The following is a 19,542-nucleotide window of genomic DNA, read 5'->3' as shown; positions in this document are numbered from 1 at the left end:
GCGCCGCCATCGCGCTGGCACACTGCGCCGCACGACAGTCGGCCAGGCGATGCCGGAAGGAGTGGGTGATGGGTTTCGTGACCCCGCGGACGCTGCAGCGGGACTACGACGTGATCGTCGTCGGGTCGGGCGCCGGCGGCGGCCAGGCCGCCTACACGCTGGCGCTGGAGGGCGTGAAGGTGCTGATGCTCGAGGCCGGTCGCCACTACGACCCGGCCACCGAGACGCCGATGTTCCAGAGCTACGCCGACGCCCCGCTGCGCGGCGCCGGCACGCCGGACAAGCCCTTCGGCTTCTACGACGCGACGATCGACGGCGGCTGGGCCGTGCCGGGCGAGCCCTACACCCAGGCCTCGGCCGACGAGGCGCAGAAGTTCGACTGGTGGCGCGCGCGCATGCTGGGTGGCCGCACCAACCACTGGGGCCGCATCGCGCTGCGCAACGGCCCTTACGACTTCAAGCCCTACTCGCGCGACGGCCTCGGTTTCGACTGGCCGATCGGCTACGACGAGCTGGCCCCGTACTACGACAAGGTCGAGATGCTGATCGGCGTCTACGGCTCGAACGAAGGGCTGGAGAACACCCCCGACTCGCCCGAAGGCTGCCTGCTGCCGGCGCCGGCCGCGCGCGTCGGCGAACGCCTGATCCAGCAGCGCGCGGCCAAGCTCGGCATCCCGGTGGTGCCGATCCACCGCGCGGTGTTGACCCAGGCGCTCGACCACCAGACGCTGCCGGCCAAGCTGCACCCGGGCAACCCCAACGCCCAGCGCTTGGTCGCCCAGGCGATGCGCGAACGCGCAGCCTGCTTCTGGGCCACGCCGTGCAGCCGCGGCTGCTCGATCAAGGCCACCTACCAGAGCCCGGCGGTGCACCTGCCGCCGGCGCTGGCCAGCGGCAAGCTGGACATCGTCTGCAACGCGATGGCCTACGAGGTGACGCTGGACAAGACCACCGGCAAGGCCTCGGGCGTGCGCTTCGTCGACAAGACCACCGGCAAGCACGAGGCGGTCACCGCCCGCGCGGTGGTGCTGGCCGCGAGTGCATGTGAATCGGTGCGCATCCTGCTGAACTCGAAGTCGGCCTCGTTCCCGGACGGGCTGGCCAATTCGAGCGGCCTGCTGGGCCGTTATGTGATGGACACGGTCGGCAGCGACCTCGACGGCCAGGTGCCGCTGCTCGAAGACCTGCCCGCCCACAACGAAGACGGCGCCGGCGGCTCGCACCTGTATGCACCGTGGTGGCTGTACGGCCGCCAGGGCCAGGCCTGGCAGCGCAGCGGGCTGGGCTTTCCCCGCGGCTACCACATCGAGCTGAGCACTGGCCGGCGCATGCCCAGCCTGGGCACCGGCGCCGGGCTCGAATGGCTGACCCAGGGCAGCTACGGCCAGCGCTTCAAGCAAGACGTGCGGCGCACCTACGGCTCGTTCGTCTACTTCGCCGGCCGCGGCGAGATGATCCCGAACGAGCAGTCGTACTGCGAGATCGACCCGGGCACGAAAGACAAGTGGGGCATCCCGGTGCTGCGTTTCCACTGGCAATGGTCCGAGCACGAAGCCGCCCAAGCGGCGCACATGCAGAAGACCTTTGCCGAGGTGATCGAGGCGATGGGCGGCCGCGTCAATGGCCAGCCCGAGCTCGACGGCCGCAAGGCGATCGCCGCCGGCGGCTCGATCATCCACGAGGTCGGCGGCGCGATCATGGGCAGCGACCCGAAGCGCTCGGTCACCAACCGCTGGTGCCAGACCTGGGACGTGAAGAACCTGTTCATCACCGACGGCGCGCCGTTCGCGTCGAACGCCGACAAGAACCCGACGCTGACGATCATGGCGCTGGCCTGGCGCGCGGCCGACCACCTGGTCGAGCAACTTCGCCGCAAGGAGATCTGACGATGGACCGCCGCCATTCGCTGCAATGGATGCTCGCCGCCACCGCGCTGCCGGGCCTCGCATCGGCCGGCGCGACGCCGGCGCTGAAGAAGCCTGCGCGCGGCTACGGCACCGACCCGAAGCTGGTCAAGGCTTACCGCAGCGGCGAGCTTTGGCCGTTGAGCTTCAACGCCGCGCAGCGCCGTTGCGCCGCCGCGCTGTGCGGGCTGATCATCCCGGCCGACGAGCGCTCACCCAGCGCCGCCGAGCTGGAGGTGCACCTGTTCATCGACGAATGGATCAGCGCGCCGTACCCCGACCAAGCGAAGGACAAGCCGCTGATCCTGCAGGGCCTGGCCTGGCTCGACGCCGAGTGCCTGCACCGCTTCGGCCGCCGCTTCGACCAGGCCAGCGAGGCCGAGCAACGCACGATCTGCGACACGATCTGCTGGGCCGAGCAGGCCGCACCCGAGCGGGCCGAGGCGGCGAAGTTCTTCGCCCGTTTTCGTGACCTCACCGCCGGCGGCTTCTACACCACGCCGGCCGGCTCGAAAGACCTGGGCTTCGCCGGCAACACCCCGTCGGCCGAATTCGCCGGCCCGCCCGCCACCGTGCTGAAGATCGTGGGAGTCAGCTGATGCCTCGCCTTGCCGTTGCCGCGCTGGGCCTTGCGCTCGCGCTGTCTTTTTCGACCGCCTTTGGAGCCGACATGAACACCCTCAGCCCCGACGAGAAGGCCGCCGGCTGGCAGCTGCTGTTCGACGGCCAGTCGCTGGCCGATTGGCGCGCCAGCGACGCGCCCGGTTCGTTCAGCGTGAAGGACGGAGCGATCGTCGTGCGGGGCCCCCGCTCGCACCTGTTCTACCTCGGCCCGGTGGCGAACCACGACTTCAAGGACTTCGAGCTGAAGCTCGACGTGCTGACCTTCCCGAAGGCCAACTCGGGCGTGTACTTCCACACCCGGTGGCAAGAGATCGGCTGGCCCAGCCAGGGCTACGAGGTGCAGGTCAACAACTCGCACCGCGACCCCAGCCGCACCGGCGGGCTGTGGGGCATCCAGGACTATCCGAAGGTCGTGGCGCCCGACGGCCAGTGGTTCACGCTGACCACGCGCGTCGACGGCAAGCATGTGCAGACCTGGATCGACCAGCAGCTGGTCGCCGACTACACCGAAGAGGCGATCCCGGCCCGGCCCAAGGGCCTGGAGCAGCGGCTGCTGGCCAGCGGCACCTTTGCGCTGCAAGGGCACGACCCCGAGAGCGAGGTGCACTTCCGCAACATCCGGGTGCGGCTGCTGCGCTGAAAGGCAGCGCGGGTGACGTGACGTTACCCACCCGGCGCCGGTTCGGTGCATGCTGGAAGGCCCACAGGAACACGCTTTGCCGGAGTCGGGCCCATGAACCGCTGTTTGACGATCGGCGCTGTCGCCGCCACCCTCGGGCTGGTGGCCTGCGCCACCCACACGGTCGACGCGCAATGGTCATCGCCGCAGCTGGCCAACACACCGTTGGCCGGGGCCAAGGTGCTGGTCGCCTGCGAGGCGCCCGAAGAGGTGCTGGGCCGCATCTGCCTGGACAAACTGGCGGCCGAATTGCGCAGCCGTGGCCTGACACCGGTGCTGCGGCCCGACACCGCCCCGCCGCCGGCCACCCAGGCGCGCGACGACAGCCGCTACCTGCCCGAGGCCCGCGCCGCCGGCGCGCGCGCGGTGTGGGTGGCCAGCGTCGGGCCCGAGGCCCACGACCCCGGCTCGTCGGGCTCGGGCCTGTCGATCGGCTTCGGCGGCTTCAGCTTCGGCCGCAGCAGCTCGGTCGGGCTGGGCGTGTCGATGCCGATCGGCGGCAGCAGTGCCAACACCGCTTACGCCGCCGATGCGCGCGTCAGCGATGCCGGCACCGGCCTGCTGCTGTGGACGGCCCGTGCCGGCTCGGCACCGTCGGGCGATGCGCGGGTGCAGATCGAGGCGCTGCTGCAGCGCCTGGTCGACGCGGCCGGCGGCGCCAAGGTGTTCTGACCCTCAGCCCAGCTCAGCCCAGCTCGGCCCGCCGCGGCAGGTCGGCCCCGCGCCGGCCGCAGGTGATGGCCGCGGCGCGCGCCGCAAAGCCCAGCACCTCGGCCCAGAACTCACCCGGCAGTTGCGGCAGGGCCTCGGGGCTCAGCGCCTCGCGCTCGGCCAGCGCGGTCAACATCGCAGCCTGGAAGGTGTCGCCCGCGCCGACCGTGTCGACCACCGTGGTCGGCACCGGCGCGATCGCCAGCTCGCCGTCGTTCAGGTAGGCCCGCGCGCCTTCGCCGCCGAGCGTGACGACCACCGCCGCCACCCCCGCGGCCCGCCAGCGCGCAGCCAGCTCGGCGTGCGGCACGCCGGGGTACAGCAGCGCGAGATCTTCGTCGCTGACCTTCAGCAGGTGGGTGCGGGCGGCCATCCAGTCGATCGTCTCGCGCCAGCGGCCGAGCTCGGGCTCGACATTGGTGCGCACATTCGGGTCGTAGGCCACGACGCAGCGGCGGTGCAGCCGCTCGGCCAGCGCGCGCTGGGCCGACGCGACCGGCTCGACCACCATCGCGTACGAGCCGAAGTGGATCGCGCGGGTGGTGTCGGGCACCGCGTCGGCCGCCGCCAGCGGCAGCACGCGGTCGGCACAGCCCTCACCGTAGAAGCTGTACGACGGCACGCCCCGCGCGTCCAGCCCGACCAGGCTCAGCGTCGTCGGTGCGTCCAGCCGCTGCACCAGCTGGGTCGCGATGCCTTCGTCTTGCAGCGCCTGCATCAGCCGGGCGCCGAGAAACCCTTGCGAGATCCCGCCGAAGAAGGCCACGGGTTGATCCAGCCGGGCCAGCCCCAGCGCCACGTTGAACGGTGAGCCGCCGATGCGGCCATCGAGCGCCATGCCGGCGGGTGTGTCGCCAGCGGCGAACACATCGAACAAGGCTTCGCCGCAGACAACGAACATGTGAGTGCTTCCTTATGTGGTTCGAGACAGGGGGTTGGCGGCATCCGCCCGGCCCTCCGAAGGCCACCGCCGACGCCGCTTGTCGGGCGCCAGCATGCCGTGCCGGCGCCGCCGCCGGGCCTGGGGTTTTCCATTAATCAATCCACTTGATTTATTTAATACGATGCGACCCACGCTGAAACGCTTCAGCTGCCGCACCGCCACCCACACCCGCAGGAGACACCGCATGACCCGCTACCCCGCCGCCCCGTCCGCCACGCGCCTGGTCGCCCTGGCAGCCGCCCTGTGTGCGTCTGCCCTGGCCTGGCAGGCCGCCCGCGCGGCCGACGAGCCGGTGATCGGCTTGATCACGAAGACCGAGACCAACCCCTTCTTCGTCAAGATGAAGGAGGGCGCCGCCGAGGCCGCCAAGGCCAAGGGCGCGAAGCTGCTGACCGGCGCCGGCAAGACCGACGGCGACAACGCCGGCCAGGTGACGGCGATGGAAAACATGATCGCCGGTGGCGCGAAGACGATCCTGATCACGCCCAGCGACTCGAAGGCCATCCTGCCGGCGATCAAGAAGGCGCGCGACAAGGGCGTGATGGTGATCGCGCTGGACAGCCCGACCGACCCGGCTGACGGCACCGATGCCCTGTTCGCGACCGACAACTACAAGGCCGGCGTGCTGATCGGCCAGTACGCCAAGGCTGCGCTGGGCGGCAAGCCGGCCAAGATCGTGACGCTCGACCTGTTCCCCGGCCACCCGGTCGGTGCGCAGCGCCACAACGGCTTCTTGAAGGGCTTCGGCCTGGCCGCGCCGGACGCCAAGACCAACGAGCTCGGCAAAGACGCCGCGATCGTCTGCATGGCCGACAGCTTCGGCGACCGTGCCAAGGGCCAGACGGCGATGGAGAACTGCCTGCAGAAGGCGCCCGAGGTCAACGTCGTCTACACGATCAACGAGCCCGCCGCGGCCGGCGCCTACAACGCGCTGAAGAAGGCCGGCAAGGAAAAGGGCGTGGTCATCGTCTCGGTCGACGGCGGCTGCGAAGGCATTGCCAACGTGGGCAAGGGCGTGATCGCCGCGACCTCGCAGCAGTACCCGCTGAAGATGGCCGCGATGGGCGTCGAGGCCGGCGTCGACTATGCCAAGACCGGCAAGAAGGTCAGCGGCTACACCGACACCGGCGTCACGCTGATCGCCGCCAACCCGGTGGCCGGTGTCGAAAGCAAGGACGTGAAGACCGGCACCGAGCTCTGCTGGGGCAAGAAGTAGTGCTCGGGCACCAGGCGGCCTGACGCCGCCTGTCCCGACCACGCCGCCTTGCTGATCGCCTGGGCGGCCTCCAAACCTGTCGCGAGGACATTCACGTGAGCAGCACCCCCAGCAAGCTTCCCCCGATCGGCCAGCTCGGCCCGTTCATCGCGCTGTTGATCGCCTGCGTCTTCTTCTCGGTCACGACCGACCACTTCTTCAGCGGCGGCAACCTGTCGCTGATCCTGCAGCAGGTGATGGTGGTCGGCGTGATCGCGATCGGCCAGACGCTGATCATCCTGACCGCCGGCATCGACCTGTCGTGCGGCATGGTGATGGCGCTGGGCAGCATCGTGATGACCAAGCTGGTCGCCGACATGGGGCTGCCGACGCCGATTGCGGTGCTGGCCGGCATCGGCGTCACCGCGCTGTTCGGCTTGCTCAACGGGCTGCTGGTCACGCGCATCAAGCTGCCGCCGTTCATCGTCACACTGGGCACTTTCAACATCGCCTTCGCGATCACCCAGCTGTACTCGGGCGCGCAGACGGTGACCGACCTGCCCGATTCGATGACCTGGCTCGGCAACACCTTCGGCCTCGGCAGCGCGCAGGTGTCGTACGGCGTCGTGCTGATGATCGCGCTGTACGGGGGCGTGTGGTTCTGGCTGCGCGAGACCGGCGCCGGCCGCCATGTCTACGCGGTCGGCAACAACCCCGAGGCGACGCGGCTGGTCGGCATCCCGACCGAGCGGGTGCTGCTCGGTGTGTACGTGCTGGCCGGCGTGTTCTACGGCCTGGCCTCGCTGCTGGCGGTGGCCCGCACGGGCGTCGGCGACCCGAACGCCGGCCAGACCGAGAACCTCGATGCGATCACGGCGGTGGTGCTGGGCGGCACGAGTCTCTTCGGTGGCCGCGGCGTGATCCTGGGCTCACTCGCCGGCGCGGTCGTCGTCGGCGTGCTGCGCAACGGCTTGACACTGATGGGCGTGTCGTCGGTCTACCAGGTGCTGGTCACCGGCATCCTGGTGATCCTGGCGGTCACGGTCGACCAACTCTCGCGCAAAGCTGCCCGCTGATCAGGAGACCATGATGGCCACCCAACCCCTCGTGATGCAGGCCAAGGGCCTGGTCAAGCGCTACGGTCAGGTCACCGCGCTCGACGGCGCCGATTTCGAGCTGCGTGCCGGCGAGATCCTGGCGGTGATCGGCGACAACGGCGCCGGCAAGTCCAGCCTGATCAAGGCGCTGTCGGGCGCGACGATCCCCGACGAAGGCGAGATCCGGCTCGACGGCAAGCCGATCCATTTCAAGAACCCGATGGACGCCCGCCGCGCCGGCATCGAATGCTGCTACCAAGACCTGGCGGTGGCCCCGGCGATGACGATCACCGAGAACCTGTTCCTCGGCCGCGAGATGCGGCGCGACGGGTTCCTCGGCAACGTGCTGCGCATGCTCGACAAGAAGAAGATGCTCGACACCGCGATCGCGCGCATGGCCGATCTGAAGGTCGGCATCCGCTCGATGACGCAGGCGGTCGAGACGCTGTCGGGCGGCCAGCGCCAGTGCGTGGCGGTGGCGCGCGCCGCGGCCTTTGCCGAGCACGTGGTGATCCTGGACGAACCCACCGCCGCGTTGGGCGTCAAGGAGGGCAACATGGTGCTCGAGCTGATCCGCCGCGTGCGCGACAAGGGCCTGCCGGTGATCCTGATCTCGCACAACATGCCACATGTGTTCGAGATCGCCGACCGCATCCACGTCGCCCGGCTCGGCAAGCGCGCGGCGATCCTGAACCCGAAGAAGATCAGCATGAGCGATACCGTGGCGGTGATGACCGGCGCGATGCCGCCCGAGCAGATCCCGGCCGAATGCCTGGCATGAGCCGGCGACTCCCGATGAAGGAACGAGCATGTTGAAGGGCATCGACCCCCTGCTGACCCCCGCGCTGCTGAAGGTGCTGGCCGAGATGGGCCATGGCGAAGAGATCGTGATCGCCGACGCGAACTTCTCGGCGCTGTCGCTGGCGCAGGGCAAGCCGGTGCTGCACCTGCCGGGCGCTGGCGTCGAGCGCACCAGCCGGGCGGTGCTGTCGCTGCTGCCGCTGGACACGGCGGTGGCGCGGCCGGTCGCGTTCATGCAGGTCAGCGAGTACCCCGAGGGCACGCTCAGCGCGCTGCAGCGGCGCATGCTGGCCTGGCTGGCCGAGGCGGGCCACGCGAAACCCGAGCAGTGCGAAGCCACCGAGCGTTTTGCGTTTTACGATCGCGTGCGCGCCGCGCAGGCCATCGTGCTGACCGGCGAGCTGCAGCCTTACGGCAACTTCCTGTTCAAGAAGGGCGTGATCTGCGAAGCCCTGGTCCCGTAGGACGACGTGTCCCGGGGTGCTACCCATGTCCATCGACCCTCCTCCTTCTCACCCCGAAGACTCCCGGCTGCGCCCCCGCGGCTCCAGCCAGGGCGGGCTGCGCCAGTACAACGAGCGGGTGATCCTGCAGGCCATCCGCCTGCACGGCGCCTTGCCCAGCGCCGAGCTGGCGCGGCTGACGCACCTGACCGCGCAGACTGTCTCGCTGATCACCAAGAGCCTGCTCGACGACGGCCTGCTGCTCAAGGGCGCGCCGCAGCGCGGCAAGGTCGGCCAGCCCTCGGTGCCGTTGGCGCTGAACCCGGACGGCGCCTACTCGATCGGCGTCAAGGTCGGCCGGCGCAACCTCGACGTGCTGCTGGTCGATTTCGAAGGCCGGGTGCGCGAACGCTCGACCCGCGACTACGACTTCCCCGACCCGGCGCTGGTGCTGGCCGAGATCGTGCTGCGGGTGCAGGGGCTGACCCGGCGGCTGGGCGACGCCGGCCGCGAACGCGTGCAGGGCATCGGCATCGCCGCGCCCTTGTCGATGGGCGGCTGGCAATCGCTGCTGGGCTTTCCGCAGGCACTGGTCGACGAGTGGGACCGCACCGACCTGCGCGGCGAGGTCGAGCGCCAGACCGGGCTCGAGGTCACGCTACTGAAAGACACCGCGGCCGCGTGCGTGGCCGAGCTGGTGGCCGGGCGCGGGCGCAGCGTCAAGAGTTTTCTCTATGTCTTCGTCGACACCTTCATCGGCGGCGGCCTGGTGATCGACAGCCACCTGCGCGCCGGCCTGCACGGCAACGCCGGCGCGATCGGCTCGCTGCCGCTGGGCCTGGCCGCGGCCGGCAGCAGCGCGCCGCCACCGCAGCTGCTGAGCGTGGCCTCGCTGCTGACGCTGGAGCGGCGCTACGCCCAGGCCGGGCTGGAGGTCGCCGCCAGCGGCGACGAGCGTGCACTCGACAACCCGTGGCTGCCGCACACCAGTGCCTGGCTGCACGAAGCCGGCACCGCGGTCGCGCTGGCGGCCAACAGCGCAGCCTGCCTGCTCGACCTGGACGGCGTGATCATCGACGGCAACCTGGCCCGCCCACTGCTCGCCGCGCTGCTGCGCGAGGTCGACGGCGCGTTGTCGCGCTACAGCTGGGAAGGCGTGGTGCGGCCCGAGCTGATGGCCGGCACGATCGGCTCGGACGCACGCGCGATCGGCGGCGGGCTGCTGCCCCTGTATGCCAATTTCGCCCCCGATCGCGACCTGTTCCTGAAAGTGGTCGAGACATGAAGCCCCCACGGCCCCTTCCGGGGCCTGCCCCCGGGGGGGCTCGCGCAGCGGACCGGCAAAGCCGGATCCGCGCACGCCGCTTGGCATGGGCGGCGCCTCGCGCGCCCAGAAACCTGGCAAGACCTACCACCATGGCACCCATTGAATTGGAAACTCCGCGTCTAAGGCTGCGGCAGTGGCGCGACAGCGATCGCGAGCCCTTCGCCGCCCTGAACGCCGACCCGCGGGTGACGGAGCACTTTCCCGGCCTGATCCCGCGCGAGCGCAGCGACGCGACGGTCGACGCCTGCATCAACGCCTTCGCCACCCGCGGCTGGGGCAACTGGGCGGTCGAGCGGCGCGACAGCGGCGAGTTCATCGGCTTCACCGGCCTGTCGATCCCGCAGCGCCAGTTCCACTTCTCGCCCTGCGTCGAGGTCGGCTGGCGCCTGGCCCATGCGCACTGGGGCCACGGCTTCGCCACCGAGGCGGCGCTTGCCGCACTGGCGGTCGGCTTCGAGCGCCTCGGGCTCGACGAGATCGTCTCGATGACGGCACTGAACAACACCCGCTCGCAGGCGGTGATGCGCCGCATCGGCCTGGTCGACACCGGCGAGGTCTTCGAGCACCCCGGCGTGCCCGAGGGCCACCGGGTGCGGCCGCATTGTCTGTACAAGCTGTCGGCGCCCGCCTGGAGAGCATCGCGCCCGGCCTGACGCCCCGTCAACGCGCGCACCGCCCGCCGGCGCAGCCTGCCCCGATGTTGACGCGGGTCAGGGACACCCGCCCGACCGCTGCCTACAGTGCCTGATGCCCGCGCCGCCCTCTGGGCCGGCGCGCCGCCGGCCACCACGCCGGCCTGCTCAGGAAGGCCTCACCCACAGGCCATCGGAAGGAGACTTGGACATGGGCCTGACCCCGAAGCACACGCTCGATGCGATCGGACCACTGTGGTCATGAACCTCACCGAACGACTGCTCGACGCGCTGATGCGCCGCGGTGCCACCGAAGTCTTCGGCATCCCGGGCGATTTCGCGCTGCCGCTGTTTCTCGAGATCGAACGCTGCGGCCGCCTGCCGCTGCACACCTTGTCGCACGAACCCGCGGTGGGCTTCGCCGCCGATGCCGCGTCACGCGCGCGCGGTGGCCTGGGCGTGGCCGCGGTCACCTATGGGGCAGGTGCCTTCAACCTGGTCAACGCGGTGGCGGGGGCCTATGCCGAGCGGGTGCCGTTGGTGGTGCTGTCGGGTGCGCCGGCGGCCCACGAGGCCAGCAGCGGCCTGATGCTGCACCACCAGGTGAAGACGCTCGACTCGCAGTGGCGCGTGTTCGCGGAGCTGACCGTCGACCAGGCACGGCTGGACGATGCGCGCCAGGCACCGGCGCTGATCGCACGCGTGCTCGACAGCGCCTTGCGCGAGTCGCGGCCGGTGTACCTGGAGATCCCGCGCGACATGCCGCTGCGGCCTTGCGGCGCGGTGCCGCCGATCGCCCGCCAGACGCCCGATGCGCTGGCCCTGGCCGCCTGCGCCGACGAGCTGCTGCAGCGCCTGAGGGCGGCCGAACGGCCGATGCTGATGGTCGGCGTCGAGGTGCGGCGCTACGGGCTCGAAGCCCGCGTCGCCGAGCTGGCGCGCCGGCTGGCGATCCCGGTGGTCACCACCTTCATGGGCCGCGGCCTGCTGGCCCATGCCGATGTCGTGCCCGAAGGCACCTACCTCGGCCTGGCCGGTGACCCGGCGTTGTCGGCCGCGGTCGAAGAATCCGACGGCCTGCTGCTGCTGGGCGTGATCGTGTCGGACACCAACTTCGCGGTGTCGGCCCGCCGCATCGATTTTCGCCATGCCATTCTCGCGTTAGGCGGCCAGGTCACGATGGGGCACCATGTCTACCCGCAGCTGCCGCTGTCGGCCCTGGTGGACGCGCTGCTGGCGCGCGTGCCGGCCCCGCCCGCCGCGCCGCGTCGCGCCAACCCGCCGCCCCCGGCCGTGCAGGCGCGGGCCGACCGGTCGGCCCGGGTCCAGCCATCGGACGTGGCCGATGCGGTCAATGCGCTGCTGACACAGCGAGGCGACATGCCGCTGGCCTGCGACGTGGGCGACTGCCTGTTCACCGCGATGGACATCGGCCCGACCGCGCTCGTCGCGCCCGGCTACTACGCGACCATGGGCTACGGCGTGCCGGCGGGGCTCGGCATCCAGGCCGCCACCGGCGAGCGGCCGATCATCCTGGTCGGCGACGGGGCCTTCCAGATGACCGGCTGGGAGCTGGGCAACGCGGCCCGCAACGGCTGGGACCCGATCGTGCTGGTGTTGAACAACGCCGGCTGGGAGATGCTGCGCGCGTTCGAGCCCAAGGCCGGCTTCAACGACCTGGGCTGCTGGGACTTCGCGCAGATGGCGCCAGGGCTCGGTGGCGACGGCCACCTCGTCACGACCTGCGGCGAGCTGGCCGATGCGCTCGCCCGGGCGAGTGAAACGCGGGGGCGCTTCCAGCTCATCGACATCCGGCTGGCGCCCGGTGCCCGCTCGGCAACGCTGGGCCGCTTCGTGCAGGCGGTCAAGCGCCTGTCGGCGACGCCTCAGCCTGCCGCGCCGTCAGCGCCCGCAGTTGCACTTCAAGACGGCTGAAGATCTCGTCGGCCTGGGCCAGGTCGAAGTCGGCGTGGTACTTCTTGCGCACGCCGGATTCGGCGAGCTGGACGTGCAGCGTCGGGGCGACATCACGGCTCAGCAGCGAGGCCTTGGCGCAGGCCAGCGCGCAACCGTCGATCGCCACCACCGGCCGGCCCGAGGCCGCGGCCGCCTGCGCCCGCCGAACCAGGCTGGGCACCCCGCCGCCGACCCCGGCGATGCAGGACATCTCCGCCACGCCGGCGCGGTCCAGGCGAAGCGCCAGGTGGTTCGTCAACTGCGCGGCGCTCGAACAACCCGAGCATGAGTAGACCAAGGGGCGGACGGCCTTGTCCTGCGGGTTCATGGCTGTCTTCTCCATGAGGGCAACAGGTTTCAGTATCGGCCCCGGCGGCCAAGCCACGCCCCGCGGCGAGGTCCAAGTTCATCGAGCTTGCGCTGCGTCAAAGCCGGCCCTGGATGCCGGTTCGGTGCGCACCGCGGCCACCACCACGTAACCGGTTATGCCCCTTGTTTTCGCAACAAGCGTGACGGCAGGTAAACAAGGCTGGGCGCCAAGTGCACATCCCGCTACAACCGAGGCTCGCTGTCGCACCTGGCGGCGGCGCCCAGGGAGGAGCAACCATGGCGATTTCACACGCCCGGGTCTTGTCGTGCCTGCTTGTCGGCAGCGGACTGGCCTGGTCCCCCAGCGTTTTCGCGCAATGCAACGCCGATGGCAGCCGCTGCCTGGCGGCCGTCTCGAGCAGCGTCGCGCCCGGCCCGGGTGCCAACGGCCCGCTGGCCAACCGCACCGCCACGGTGATGCCGAACACGGCCACCCGCTTGCTCGGCTGGGTCGAGTACAACCGGGTCGACTGCACCGGCGTGTCGGGCAGCTGGGCGGTCAACACACCGCCCACCCGGGGCACGACCTCGACCGAGATCGTGATGCGCACGCTGAGCAACGGCGACTGCCCGGGCGTGCAGTTCCCGTTCAATTTCATGGTCTACACCTGGACCGACGCCGACGAGAAGAACCTCACCGACGCCTTCGATGCGACCTGGACCTCGCCCAGTTTCACCCAGCCTGAACACTTCGATATCACCAGGGCGCACGTCGAGGTGCAGTCGGTCGACCTGGTCAACACCGGCGACGTGGTGCTGAACCTGTTCGGCCCGACCGGCTCGACCGGCACCGTGACCGCCACGTTCAGCGGCACGCCGGTGTCCGCCGCGCCGCAGACCACCAGCACCAGCTTCGGCCCCGGCAGCGCAACCGTGCGCATCGACCGGCCGGCCCTGCGCAAGTCGGTGTACAACAAGCTGACCGTCACCTGGAACCTGAGCCCGAAGGCACTGACGACCAAGCACAAGCCGGCGACCAACTGGAACGTGCTCGGCGTCGTCCGCTACTCGCAATACAACACACCGTACGAATCGGCCTGCGGCGCGACGACCTCGAACGTCTTCGTCGTCGACTCGCTGACCGGCTGCAACTTCACCGCCACCACGCTGCGCAGCCGCTTTGCGCGCCAGGTCAACCTCAACGGCACCGGCGTCTCGCTGACCAACGGCACGCTGAAGGCGGGCGCGGCGACCACGCTGGCCACCTCGTGCGACGGCCACTTCCCCCCCGGCGCCACCGAGGACAACTCGTACCTGCAGGTGGCCGACGTGCGCGGTGCGTGCAACGTGCCGCTGACCGCCGACTCGTCGCTCGCCACGGCCCGCCACTACGGCGTGCCCTGCAACGGGCCGATCGAGCTGGTGGCCAGCGACAACACGCATTTCGGCGGCCGTGTCCGCCACGACACCTGCCCGGCCTGCAGTGGTGACTTCAACGGCACCGAAGGCCACATCGACCACTACGCCAGCGCCCAGGCCTGCACGTCCAACAGCGTGGGCGACCTCGGCAACTACTGGTCGATCCGCAACTGAGCAAAGGGGAGCCACCACATGCTGCGTACCCACCTCCGCGCCGGGCTCTCGCTGACCCTGGCCACCGCCTTTGCCGCCGGCCTGGCGACAGCCCCGGCCCACGCCGCGCACGGCACGCTGCGTGTCGCGGCCGGGCTCTTCCAGCCGGCGCAGGCTGCGCCGCTGCAGCTGGCCGACAGCGAGCTGCGTGCCGCCACGCGGCGCGACGGCGACGCCCTCGTGCTCGACCTGCAGCCCGCCGGCGGCCCGGCCCATGCGCTGGCCCTGCCCGAAGAGCTGCAGCAAGTCACCGCGCTGCGGCGCCATGGCGAGCGCCTGATCGTCACCGGCTGGATGAACAGCGCCCTGGCCAGCATGGTGCTGGTGGTCGACTGGCGCCGGGCCGAGCTGGCCGACCAGTTCTGGGCCTATGCGCCGTCGATCTCGCCCGACGGCAGCCTGGTCGCGTTCGAGCGCTTCTACCCGTCGCACGGCGTGCAGGGCGAAGAGAGCCAGTACCGCGTCTACCGCACGGCCGAGTCGGCGCAGGCCAACCGGCCCACCCTCGCCGCCACCGGCTCGGCCCTGCGTGACGTGGGCTGGGCGGCACTGCCGGCCGACACGGCCAGCGGCCCGCGGCCCAACACGGGGGTCGGCGCGGCCCAGGCGCACCACCGGCTGTCGCCGCTGGTCTGGTCGGCCGACAGCACCCGCTTCGCCGTCGTCGACGGGCAGGGCAGCGCGGCCCAGGTGCTGCTCGTCACGCCGGCCGCAGCGCTCGTGCAGGCCCACCCGATCACCTCGCCCGACGCCTTGTGCCTGCCGGGCCGCAGCGCCGCCAAGGGGTGCCCGGTGGTGCCGACCGAGGCCGTGTCGCTGCAGCACACCACCGATGCAGTGGCGTTGTCGGTCGACCTGGGCCGGGGCCAGGCCCGGCCGCGCGGCCTGCGCCTGCCGCTGAGTGACTTCACCGCGGCCGTGGATCGCTGATCGTCGTCACCGGCGACCCCACGCGCCGGCGGGCGCAGCCTCCTGCCGATGGCGGGCCGGGTGGCCTCAGCGCCGCCCGAACATCATCTGCCGCGCCAGTGCCGATTTCACCGGAGGCAGCGCCTGCAGCGCCGCGATGCCCAGGCCCCGCGCCGCGGCCAGGCCGGGCAGTTGCCAGGTGAAGCTGCGGGCGAGGAAATCGGTCGCCGCGATCATGCTCCAGCGGTCGGGGGCGCGTGACCACTCGACGCGGCGCAGCGCGCTGTCCAGGTTCGTCGCATCGCGCAATGTCTGCACCAGCGTGAAGGCATCGCGCAGGCCCAGGTTCAGGCCCTGGCCGGCGACCGGGTGCAGCGTCTGTGCGGCGTTGCCGATGCGCACCTGGCGGCCGTCGACCAGCGTGCGCTCGGCGTTCAGGCCGAGTGCGAACGACTTCAGCGGCCCGACCTCGCGCAGCACGCCGGCCGCCTCGGGCAGCAGCGTGGCCAGCACCGTCAGGCGCTGGTGATCGTTCAGCGGCGCGACCGGGTCGTCGTCACGCGGCACGCACCACACCAGCGCCGCGCGCCGGCGTGTCGGTGCGTCGCCGGGCTCGGCCTTGAGCGGCAGTAGCGCCACCGGGCCGTGGCGGGTGAAGCGCTCGAAGGCCAGGCCGGGCGCGGCACTGTTGTCCAGCTGCACATTGCCGACCCAGGCCGTCTGCGCGTAGTCGTGGGTCAGGCCCTTGCGCGCCTGGTCGGCGAAGACACCGCCTTCGGCCACCACCACCAGATCAAAAACCTCGGCGATGCCGGCATCGAGCTCGACCCGTTTGTCCGGCAGCGGCTTCAGCGCCGACACCGGCGTGCCGAGGCGAAAGTGGCAGCGCGCCGGCGCCGCCGCGCACTCGGCCTCCCAGGCCCGCTGCAGCGGCGCGACGACCTGGCCGTAGCGCAGCACCGCGCCCAGCTGCGGCACGCCCTCGTCGAGCGCGTTGATCGTCAGCTCGGGCTTGATCGGCACGCCGGTCAGCGTGGGCGGCGCCTGCGACACATGCACCCGGGTGATCGGCTGCGCCTGCTCGGCCGGCCAGACATCGAGCCGCTGCAGCAGCTGCACGCTGCCCAGGCTCAGCGCCAGTGTGCGCGGGTCGCCCGACACGTCGTGCCCGGCGGGCCGGGCGTCGAACAGCGTGACCTCGGCGGCCGGCCACAGCCGCGCGGCGAACAGCGCCAGCGTCAGCCCGACCGGGCCGGCGCCGACGATGGCCAGCCGCACCGGGGCGGTCGCCGGCAGGCTGCGATCAAGGTGATCGGGGGGGGCGGATTCGTTCGTCATGTCGGGGCCCTGGTTTCCCACAAGGTGGCGCGTATTATTCGCCGCACACCGGCAAGTGGCCGGCGTGCCATTGCAATTGGGGGAACAGCGCCATGGGCCTGATGGATTTCATCAAGAAACAGTTCATCGACATCCTGGAATGGACCGAGAGCGGCGACGGCACGCTGGCTTGGCGCTACCCGATGGCCGGCAACGAAATCCAGTATGGCGGCTCGCTGACGGTGCGTGAAAGCCAGATGGCGGTGTTCGTCAACGAAGGCCGCGTGGCCGACGTGTTCGGCCCCGGCATGTACAAGCTGACGACGCAGACGCTGCCGGTGCTGACCTACCTGAAGAACTGGGACAAGCTGTTCCAGAGCCCGTTCAAGAGCGACGTCTACTTCTTCAGCACGCGCCAGCAGATCGACCAGCGCTGGGGCACGCCGCAGCCGGTGACCATCCGCGACAAGGACTTCGGCGCCGTGCGCCTGCGCGCCTTCGGCAACTACGCCTACCGCGTGGCCGACCCGAAGCTGTTCCACACCGAGATCTCGGGCACGCGCGACCGCTACACCGTCGAAGACCTCGACGGCCAGCTGCGTGGCCTGATGCTGCAGCACATCAGCGACGCGGTCGCCGCCAGCGGCATCCCGTTCCTCGACCTGGCGGCGAACCAGATCGAGTTCGCCAAGCAGCTGAAAGAGGCCACCGAGCCATCGTTCGCGGCGCTCGGCCTGAAGCTCGAAGGCGTGACGCTGCAAAGCGTGTCGCTGCCCGAAGAGCTGCAGAAGATCCTCGACCAGAAGATCGGCATGGGCATGGTCGGCAACAACATGGGCCAGTTCATGCAGTACCAGGCCGCGCAGGCGCTGCCGACGATGGCCCAAGGCGTGGGCCAGGGCGGCGGCGGCATCGCCGGCGACGCGATGGGCCTGGGCGCCGGCATGGCGATGGGCCAGATGCTGGCCAACCAGATCGGCCAGGGCCTGAACGCCGGCGCGGCGCAGATGCCGCCGCCGAGCGCGGCCGCAGCGCCGGCGGCGATCCGCCCCGACGAGGTGATGGCCACGATCGAGAAGCTCGCCGACCTGAAGGGCAAAGGCATCCTGACCGAGGACGAGTTCAATACCAAGAAGGCCGAGTTGCTCAAGAAACTGGTCTAGGAATTGGAGCCCCCACGCCCGCTCCGGCGGGCTGCCCCCCGAGGGGGCTCGCGCAGCGGACCGGCGAAGCCGGATCCGCGCACGCCACTGGATGGGTGGCCTCGTGCCCGAAACTTTCGTCTGATCCTTGGCCACTGAACCACCACCTTCTGGCCCTCCGCCACGTGCGCAAAGAGCGTGGCGTGCCGCGTGCCCGGGCTGCGGCGCGCCGGTCGAGTTCGCCTCGGCGGCGTCGGCCAGCGCGGTCTGCAGCTTCTGCCGCTCGACGGTGCTGCGCGACGGCGACACGCTACGCCGCATCGGCGTCTCGGCCGAGCTCTTCGACGACCACTCGCCGCTGCAGCTGGGCGTGCGCGGCAAGCACCAGGGCGTGCCGTTCACGGTCGTCGGGCGGCTGCAATATGCCTACGCCGACGGCACCTGGAACGAATGGCATGTGCTGTTCGATGCCGCCGGTGCCGATGGCGCGCCGCGATCGGGCTGGCTGAGCGAAGACAACGGCGCCTATGTGCTGGCCTTCGACCTGGCCGCACCGCCCGACCTGCCGACCCCGCAAGAGCTGCACGCCGGCCAGCGCCGGCTGATCGGCGCCGATGCGTGGAGCGTGGCGTCGGTGGTGCAGGCCAAGCTGCTGGCGGCCGAGGGCGAGCTGCCGCGGCCGCCGCTGCTGCAAGGCGAGTTCACCGTCGTCGACCTGCGCAACACCGCGGGCGAGGTGGGCACGCTGGACTACACCCACCCGACCGCGCCGAGCTGGTCGGTGGGCCAGTCGGTGGCCTTGTCGGCGCTGTCCCTGAGTGGCCTGCGCGAAACGAGCGAGAAGACGCTGCAGGGCCGCACGGTGCCGTGCCCGAGCTGCGGTGCGTCGCTGGCGCCGACCTTGTCGACCACCCAGTCGATGAGCTGCCCGCAGTGCCGGGCGGTGGTCGATCTGTCGACGACCGCCGGCGCGGTGGGCGTCGACCTGACCTACTACGCGCAGAACAACTCGGGCCCCGGCGGGCTGGCGCCGCAGATCCCGCTCGGCCGCACCGCCAAGCTGGCGTTGGGTGATGGAGAGCCGCTCGACTGGCAGGTCGTCGGCTACATGGAGCGCTGCGACCTGCCCAGCCCCGGCGACGACGAGGAAGAGCAGACCTTCTGGCGCGAGTACCTGCTGTACAACCGCACGGCCGGCTTCGCCTTCCTCGTCGACGCCGAAGACGGCTGGAGCTGGGTCAAGCCGATGACCGGCGTGCCGCAGGTGAGCGCGCGCGGCGCCAACTGGAACGACCAGTACTTCAAGCAACGCTACCGCTACCGCGCCAAGGTCACCTGGGTGCAAGGCGAGTTCTACTGGCGCGTGCGGCGCGACGAAGAGGCCGACGTCACCGACTACGACGGCCCGCGCGGCGCCAAGATGTCGCGCGAAGAAACCTCGCAGGCGGCAGGCCAACCCGACGCCGAAGGCCGCTGGCCGACCGAGGTGGTGTGGTCGCTGGGCCAGGCGATCGACGCGTCGGCGGTGGCCACGGCCTTTCGCATCGGCCCGGCAGACCGCGCCGCGCTGTCGCGCGACAGCAGCCCGCTGTCGGGCCTGACCAAGTCGACCAGCGGCGGCAGCGGCCTCAGCCAGGGCGTGATCATCCTGATCGTCGTCATCGTCGTCGTGGTGCTGATGTCGCGCTGCGGCAGCGACGACTGCGACGAGACGAAGTCCACCTTCGGCGAGGCCAGTGCCGAATACCAGCAATGCCTGCGCAACCAGCGCTCGTCCGGTGGCTTCCGCACCGGGGGCGGCTCGTTCGGTGGCTTTTCCAGTGGTGGCGGGGGGCATAAATGAGGCCCCCACGGCCCCTTCCGGGGCCTGCCCCCCGAGGGGGCTCGCGCAGCGGACCGGCAGAGCCGGATCCGCGCACGC

The 19,542-nt window shown here is 70.7% G+C and carries 18 protein-coding genes; 15 read left to right on the top strand and 3 right to left on the bottom strand.

Annotated elements, in window-relative coordinates:
* Positions 1-68: 68 nt before the first annotated feature.
* The 4 genes from ACE3SG_RS07915 to ACE3SG_RS07900 all read left to right on the top strand — a co-directional run bounded on the left by ACE3SG_RS07915 (position 69) and on the right by ACE3SG_RS07900 (position 3,879).
* Positions 69-1,886 (top strand): GMC oxidoreductase, encoded by a 1,818-nt coding sequence (locus ACE3SG_RS07915; RefSeq protein ID WP_374563876.1) that lies wholly within the window; start codon positions 69-71, stop codon positions 1,884-1,886.
* Positions 1,887-1,888: 2 nt separating this feature from the next.
* Positions 1,889-2,503 carry a gluconate 2-dehydrogenase subunit 3 family protein gene (locus ACE3SG_RS07910; protein WP_374563874.1) on the top strand — a complete coding sequence of 205 codons (615 nt, stop codon included), beginning with the start codon at positions 1,889-1,891 and terminating at the stop codon, positions 2,501-2,503.
* A gap of 71 nt (positions 2,504-2,574) precedes the next feature.
* On the top strand, positions 2,575-3,168 hold the full coding sequence (locus ACE3SG_RS07905; protein ID WP_374563872.1) for a DUF1080 domain-containing protein: 594 nt from the start codon (positions 2,575-2,577) through the stop codon (positions 3,166-3,168).
* A gap of 93 nt (positions 3,169-3,261) precedes the next feature.
* Entirely contained in the window at positions 3,262-3,879 is a 618-nt protein-coding gene (locus tag ACE3SG_RS07900) for a hypothetical protein (protein ID WP_374563870.1), read from the top strand.
* A gap of 13 nt (positions 3,880-3,892) precedes the next feature.
* Here the strand turns inward: ACE3SG_RS07900 and ACE3SG_RS07895 are convergent, their stop codons facing one another.
* Positions 3,893-4,819: a carbohydrate kinase gene (locus tag ACE3SG_RS07895; protein ID WP_374563869.1), complete on the bottom strand. Its 927-nt coding sequence runs from the start codon at positions 4,817-4,819 to the stop codon at positions 3,893-3,895.
* A gap of 226 nt (positions 4,820-5,045) precedes the next feature.
* On the opposite strand from ACE3SG_RS07895, the gene ACE3SG_RS07890 reads away from it, so the two are divergent.
* The 7 genes from ACE3SG_RS07890 (at position 5,046) to ipdC (ending at position 12,291) form a co-directional block, all read left to right on the top strand.
* Positions 5,046-6,077 carry a sugar ABC transporter substrate-binding protein gene (locus ACE3SG_RS07890; RefSeq protein WP_374563867.1) on the top strand — a complete coding sequence of 344 codons (1,032 nt, stop codon included), beginning with the start codon at positions 5,046-5,048 and terminating at the stop codon, positions 6,075-6,077.
* A 95-nt stretch (positions 6,078-6,172) separates the two neighbouring features.
* Positions 6,173-7,132: an ABC transporter permease gene (locus tag ACE3SG_RS07885; protein ID WP_374563865.1), complete on the top strand. Its 960-nt coding sequence runs from the start codon at positions 6,173-6,175 to the stop codon at positions 7,130-7,132.
* Positions 7,133-7,145: 13 nt separating this feature from the next.
* Entirely contained in the window at positions 7,146-7,934 is a 789-nt protein-coding gene (locus ACE3SG_RS07880; protein WP_374563863.1) for an ATP-binding cassette domain-containing protein, read from the top strand.
* Positions 7,935-7,962: 28 nt separating this feature from the next.
* Positions 7,963-8,418 carry an RbsD/FucU family protein gene (locus ACE3SG_RS07875; protein ID WP_374563861.1) on the top strand — a complete coding sequence of 152 codons (456 nt, stop codon included), beginning with the start codon at positions 7,963-7,965 and terminating at the stop codon, positions 8,416-8,418.
* A gap of 25 nt (positions 8,419-8,443) precedes the next feature.
* The gene (locus ACE3SG_RS07870) at positions 8,444-9,682 is read left to right on the top strand and encodes an ROK family protein (protein ID WP_374563859.1); all 1,239 of its coding nucleotides are present in this window, start codon (positions 8,444-8,446) and stop codon (positions 9,680-9,682) included.
* Between the two features lie 131 nt (positions 9,683-9,813).
* On the top strand, positions 9,814-10,377 hold the full coding sequence (locus ACE3SG_RS07865; RefSeq protein ID WP_374563858.1) for a GNAT family N-acetyltransferase: 564 nt from the start codon (positions 9,814-9,816) through the stop codon (positions 10,375-10,377).
* Between the two features lie 240 nt (positions 10,378-10,617).
* Positions 10,618-12,291 (top strand): indolepyruvate/phenylpyruvate decarboxylase, encoded by a 1,674-nt coding sequence (gene ipdC / locus ACE3SG_RS07860; protein ID WP_374563856.1) that lies wholly within the window; start codon positions 10,618-10,620, stop codon positions 12,289-12,291.
* Here the strand turns inward: ipdC and ACE3SG_RS07855 are convergent.
* Positions 12,221-12,640 (bottom strand): putative zinc-binding protein, encoded by a 420-nt coding sequence (locus tag ACE3SG_RS07855; RefSeq protein ID WP_374563854.1) that lies wholly within the window; start codon positions 12,638-12,640, stop codon positions 12,221-12,223. The genes ipdC and ACE3SG_RS07855 overlap by 71 nt on opposite strands.
* A 278-nt stretch (positions 12,641-12,918) precedes the next feature.
* On the opposite strand from ACE3SG_RS07855, the gene ACE3SG_RS07850 reads away from it, so the two are divergent.
* Positions 12,919-14,214 carry a hypothetical protein gene (locus ACE3SG_RS07850; RefSeq protein ID WP_374563852.1) on the top strand — a complete coding sequence of 432 codons (1,296 nt, stop codon included), beginning with the start codon at positions 12,919-12,921 and terminating at the stop codon, positions 14,212-14,214.
* An 18-nt stretch (positions 14,215-14,232) separates the two neighbouring features.
* A complete protein-coding gene (locus ACE3SG_RS07845; RefSeq protein WP_374563851.1) occupies positions 14,233-15,183 on the top strand; it encodes a hypothetical protein in 951 nt (316 codons plus the stop codon).
* A 66-nt stretch (positions 15,184-15,249) separates the two neighbouring features.
* Here ACE3SG_RS07845 and ACE3SG_RS07840 read toward each other — a convergent pair whose 3' ends face one another.
* Entirely contained in the window at positions 15,250-16,500 is a 1,251-nt protein-coding gene (locus ACE3SG_RS07840; RefSeq protein ID WP_374563849.1) for an FAD-dependent monooxygenase, read from the bottom strand.
* A 92-nt stretch (positions 16,501-16,592) separates the two neighbouring features.
* Here ACE3SG_RS07840 and ACE3SG_RS07835 point away from each other — a divergent pair, with 92 nt between their 5' ends.
* Both ACE3SG_RS07835 and ACE3SG_RS07830 read left to right on the top strand, forming a co-directional pair.
* The gene (locus ACE3SG_RS07835) at positions 16,593-17,642 is read left to right on the top strand and encodes an SPFH domain-containing protein (RefSeq protein WP_374563847.1); all 1,050 of its coding nucleotides are present in this window, start codon (positions 16,593-16,595) and stop codon (positions 17,640-17,642) included.
* Positions 17,643-17,910: 268 nt separating this feature from the next.
* The gene (locus ACE3SG_RS07830; protein ID WP_374563845.1) at positions 17,911-19,464 is read left to right on the top strand and encodes a DUF4178 domain-containing protein; all 1,554 of its coding nucleotides are present in this window, start codon (positions 17,911-17,913) and stop codon (positions 19,462-19,464) included.
* Positions 19,465-19,542 lie beyond the last annotated feature (78 nt).

Source organism: Ideonella sp. (assembly GCF_041914305.1).
GTDB lineage: Bacteria > Pseudomonadota > Gammaproteobacteria > Burkholderiales > Burkholderiaceae_C > Ideonella.
This window is presented reverse-complemented; position numbering and strand designations above follow the sequence as displayed.

Bases quoted from the DNA above. Each gene is read 5' to 3' on its own strand.
- ACE3SG_RS07915 (WP_374563876.1), top strand. From the start codon at position 69: ATGGGTTTCGTGACCCCGCGGACGCTGCAGCGGGACTACGACGTGATC.
- ACE3SG_RS07910 (WP_374563874.1), top strand. From the start codon at position 1,889: ATGGACCGCCGCCATTCGCTGCAATGGATGCTCGCCGCCACCGCGCTG.
- ACE3SG_RS07905 (WP_374563872.1), top strand. From the start codon at position 2,575: ATGAACACCCTCAGCCCCGACGAGAAGGCCGCCGGCTGGCAGCTGCTG.
- ACE3SG_RS07900 (WP_374563870.1), top strand. From the start codon at position 3,262: ATGAACCGCTGTTTGACGATCGGCGCTGTCGCCGCCACCCTCGGGCTG.
- ACE3SG_RS07895 (WP_374563869.1), bottom strand. From the start codon at position 4,819: ATGTTCGTTGTCTGCGGCGAAGCCTTGTTCGATGTGTTCGCCGCTGGC.
- ACE3SG_RS07890 (WP_374563867.1), top strand. From the start codon at position 5,046: ATGACCCGCTACCCCGCCGCCCCGTCCGCCACGCGCCTGGTCGCCCTG.
- ACE3SG_RS07880 (WP_374563863.1), top strand. From the start codon at position 7,146: ATGGCCACCCAACCCCTCGTGATGCAGGCCAAGGGCCTGGTCAAGCGC.
- ACE3SG_RS07875 (WP_374563861.1), top strand. From the start codon at position 7,963: ATGTTGAAGGGCATCGACCCCCTGCTGACCCCCGCGCTGCTGAAGGTG.
- ACE3SG_RS07870 (WP_374563859.1), top strand. From the start codon at position 8,444: ATGTCCATCGACCCTCCTCCTTCTCACCCCGAAGACTCCCGGCTGCGC.
- ACE3SG_RS07865 (WP_374563858.1), top strand. From the start codon at position 9,814: ATGGCACCCATTGAATTGGAAACTCCGCGTCTAAGGCTGCGGCAGTGG.
- ipdC (WP_374563856.1), top strand. From the start codon at position 10,618: ATGAACCTCACCGAACGACTGCTCGACGCGCTGATGCGCCGCGGTGCC.
- ACE3SG_RS07855 (WP_374563854.1), bottom strand. From the start codon at position 12,640: ATGAACCCGCAGGACAAGGCCGTCCGCCCCTTGGTCTACTCATGCTCG.
- ACE3SG_RS07850 (WP_374563852.1), top strand. From the start codon at position 12,919: ATGGCGATTTCACACGCCCGGGTCTTGTCGTGCCTGCTTGTCGGCAGC.
- ACE3SG_RS07845 (WP_374563851.1), top strand. From the start codon at position 14,233: ATGCTGCGTACCCACCTCCGCGCCGGGCTCTCGCTGACCCTGGCCACC.
- ACE3SG_RS07840 (WP_374563849.1), bottom strand. From the start codon at position 16,500: ATGACGAACGAATCCGCCCCCCCCGATCACCTTGATCGCAGCCTGCCG.
- ACE3SG_RS07835 (WP_374563847.1), top strand. From the start codon at position 16,593: ATGGGCCTGATGGATTTCATCAAGAAACAGTTCATCGACATCCTGGAA.